This window comes from Leisingera sp. SS27, from assembly GCF_028368855.1.
Taxonomy (GTDB): Bacteria; Pseudomonadota; Alphaproteobacteria; order Rhodobacterales; family Rhodobacteraceae; genus Leisingera.
Window position 1 is genome coordinate 2501 of the sequence record NZ_JAQNCY010000024.1, and the last position, 3391, is coordinate 5891.

The following is a 3391-nucleotide window of genomic DNA, read 5'->3' on the forward strand; positions in this document are numbered from 1 at the left end:
TCCTCAGACGTCCTGAAGTATGCCTGGTTGAAAAGACAGTGTTGTCCAAGTCAAGTACACTAACCCGCATGATCGCAAGATCATGCAACAAGTTCTCAATCACCGACATGATTGAGAGCGGGATAGTTTGCTTTTTGGTTCAGAAACAGAGGCGCCGGTTTCTTACCAGCTTCCGGTGCTGCGAGACGTAACACTCTCTCTTTCTGGATCAAATCAAGCGCGAGAAGGGCGTTTGGTGGATGCCTTGGCAGTAAGAGGCGATGAAAGACGTGATACCCTGCGATAAGCTTGGGGGAGCCGGGAATAGGCTTTGATCCCAAGATCTCTGAATGGGGGAACCCACCTGACAGATCGTTATTGTTACCTTTGGTACTCAATAATGGTTTGAACCAGGTACTTAAAGACTGAATACATAGGTCTTTAAGAGCAAACCCGGGGAACTGAAACATCTAAGTACCCGGAGGAAAGGACATCAATAGAGACTCCGTTAGTAGTGGCGAGCGAACGCGGACCAGCCGAGCCTGATGAGTGACCAGAATGCGTTGGGAAACGCAGCCAGAGCGGGTGACAGCCCCGTATGGGAAGCTTTGAGGGACGTATTAAGTAGGGCGGGACACGTGAAATCCTGTCTGAAGATCGGAGGACCACCTCCGAAGGCTAAGTACTCCTTACTGACCGATAGCGAACCAGTACCGTGAGGGAAAGGTGAAAAGCACCCCGGCGAGGGGAGTGAAACAGTACCTGAAACCGAACGCCTACAATCAGTTGGAGGCCCCTTGAGGGCTGACAGCGTACCTTTTGTATAATGGGTCATCGACTTGGTCTCACGAGCAAGCTTAAACCGCTAGGTGTAGGCGCAGCGAAAGCGAGTCTTAATAGGGCGCATGAGTTCGTGGGATCAGACCCGAAACCGAGTGATCTAGGCATGGCCAGGTTGAAGGTGCGGTAACACGCACTGGAGGACCGAACCCACATCCGTTGAAAAGGATCGGGATGAGCTGTGCCTAGGGGTGAAAGGCCAATCAAACTCGGAGATAGCTGGTTCTCTGCGAAATCTATTTAGGTAGAGCGTCATCCGAATACCCCGGGGGGTAGAGCACTGGATGGGTAATGGGGCCCCACAGGCTTACTGATCCTAACCAAACTCCGAATACCCGGGAGTACTAGATGGCAGACACACGGCGGATGCTAACGTCCGTCGTGGAGAGGGAAACAACCCTGACCTCCGGCTAAGGCCCCCAATTCATGGCTAAGTGGGAAAGCAGGTGAGACGTCCAAAACAACCAGGAGGTTGGCTTAGAAGCAGCCATCCTTTAAAGATAGCGTAACAGCTCACTGGTCTAATCAAGATGTCTTGCGGCGAAGATGTAACGGGGCTCAAGCCATGAGCCGAAGCCGAGGATGCACATAGTGCATGGTAGCAGAGCGTAGTGTGACATAGTCTCATTCCTCCTTAGATCCTTCGGGGTCATTGGAGGAGAGAGGCTTTCGATGAAGCCGGGGCGTGAGCCATCCGGTGGAGAGATCACTAGCGAGAATGATGACATGAGTAGCGACAAAGAGTGTGAGAGACACTCTCGCCGAAAGTCCAAGGGTTCCTGCTTAAAGCTAATCTGAGCAGGGTAAGCCGGCCCCTAAGCCGAGGCCGAAAGGCGTAGGCGATGGGAACTAGGTTAATATTCCTAGGCCAGGAGGATGTGACGGATCATGAAGGTTGTTCGCCCTTATCGGATTGGGCGGGCCGCTGATTGGTCCCTGGAAATAGCCCTCCATCAGACCGTACCCTAAACCGACACAGGTGGACTGGTAGAGAATACCAAGGCGCTTGAGAGAACGATGTTGAAGGAACTCGGCAAAATACCTCCGTAAGTTCGCGAGAAGGAGGCCCGGGTTCAAGGCAACTTGGATCCGGGGGCACAAACCAGGGGGTGGCGACTGTTTATTAAAAACACAGGGCTCTGCGAAGCCGTAAGGCGACGTATAGGGTCTGACGCCTGCCCGGTGCCTGAAGGTTAAAAGGAGGGGTGAGAGCTCCGAATTGAAGCCCAGGTAAACGGCGGCCGTAACTATAACGGTCCTAAGGTAGCGAAATTCCTTGTCGGGTAAGTTCCGACCTGCACGAATGGCGTAACGACTTCCCCGCTGTCTCCAACATCGACTCAGCGAAATTGAATTGCCTGTCAAGATGCAGGCTTCCCGCGGTTAGACGGAAAGACCCCGTGCACCTTTACTACAGCTTCGCACTGGCATCAGGATTGTGATGTGCAGGATAGGTGGTAGGCATCGAAGCCGGGACGCAAGTCCCGGTGGAGCCTCCCTTGAGATACCACCCTTCGCACTCTTGATGTCTAACCGCGGTCCGTTATCCGGATCCGGGACCCTGCGTGGCGGGTAGTTTGACTGGGGCGGTCGCCTCCTAAAGAGTAACGGAGGCGCGCGAAGGTTGGCTCAGAGCGGTCGGAAATCGCTCGTTGAGTGCAATGGCAGAAGCCAGCCTGACTGCAAGACTGACAAGTCGAGCAGAGACGAAAGTCGGCCATAGTGATCCGGTGGTCCCGCGTGGAAGGGCCATCGCTCAACGGATAAAAGGTACGCCGGGGATAACAGGCTGATACTGCCCAAGAGTCCATATCGACGGCAGTGTTTGGCACCTCGATGTCGGCTCATCTCATCCTGGGGCTGGAGCAGGTCCCAAGGGTACGGCTGTTCGCCGTTTAAAGAGGTACGTGAGCTGGGTTTAGAACGTCGTGAGACAGTTCGGTCCCTATCTGCCGTGGGTGTAGGATACTTGAGAGGAGTTGCCCCTAGTACGAGAGGACCGGGGTGAACGATCCACTGGTGGACCTGTTGTTGCGCCAGCAGCAGTGCAGGGTAGCTATGATCGGACAGGATAACCGCTGAAGGCATCTAAGCGGGAAGCCCCCCTCAAAACAAGGTATCCCTGAGGGCCGTGGAAGACCACCACGCCGATAGGCCGGAGGTGTAAGCGCAGCAATGCGTTCAGCTGACCGGTACTAATCGCCCGATAGGCTTGATTTGATCCAGTAACAGACAGTGTTACAAAACCAATCAAAGCAAACATCCCTAACGAAACTTGGACTTGTTGATTGTACCGGCGCTCCCCATAAAGGCGCGCCGGAGTGGATTTTCCTCGGTTTGGTGGCTACAGCACAAGTGAAACACCCGGTCCCATCCCGAACCCGGAAGTTAAGCACTGTCGCGCCGATGGTACTTGGGCTCAAGCCCTGGGAGAGTAGGTCACCGCCAAACCTAGTAAAATCCAACATCTCTCTAAACGATACAATAACACCTGACGCGGGATGGAGCAGCCAGGTAGCTCGTCAGGCTCATAACCTGAAGGTCGCAGGTTCAAATCCTGCTCCCGCAACCA

At 54.1% G+C, this 3391-nt stretch carries 1 tRNA gene and 2 rRNA genes; all 3 read left to right on the forward strand.

The annotated features are described in order from the left end of the window. Window positions 1-211: 211 nt before the first annotated feature. Window positions 212-3039 (forward strand): 23S ribosomal RNA (locus tag N6L27_RS23155). A 116-nt stretch (window positions 3040-3155) separates the two neighbouring features. Then, window positions 3156-3270: ribosomal RNA gene (rrf, locus tag N6L27_RS23160) — 5S ribosomal RNA — on the forward strand. 44 nt (window positions 3271-3314) lie between these two features. After that, window positions 3315-3391 (forward strand) — tRNA-Met (locus N6L27_RS23165).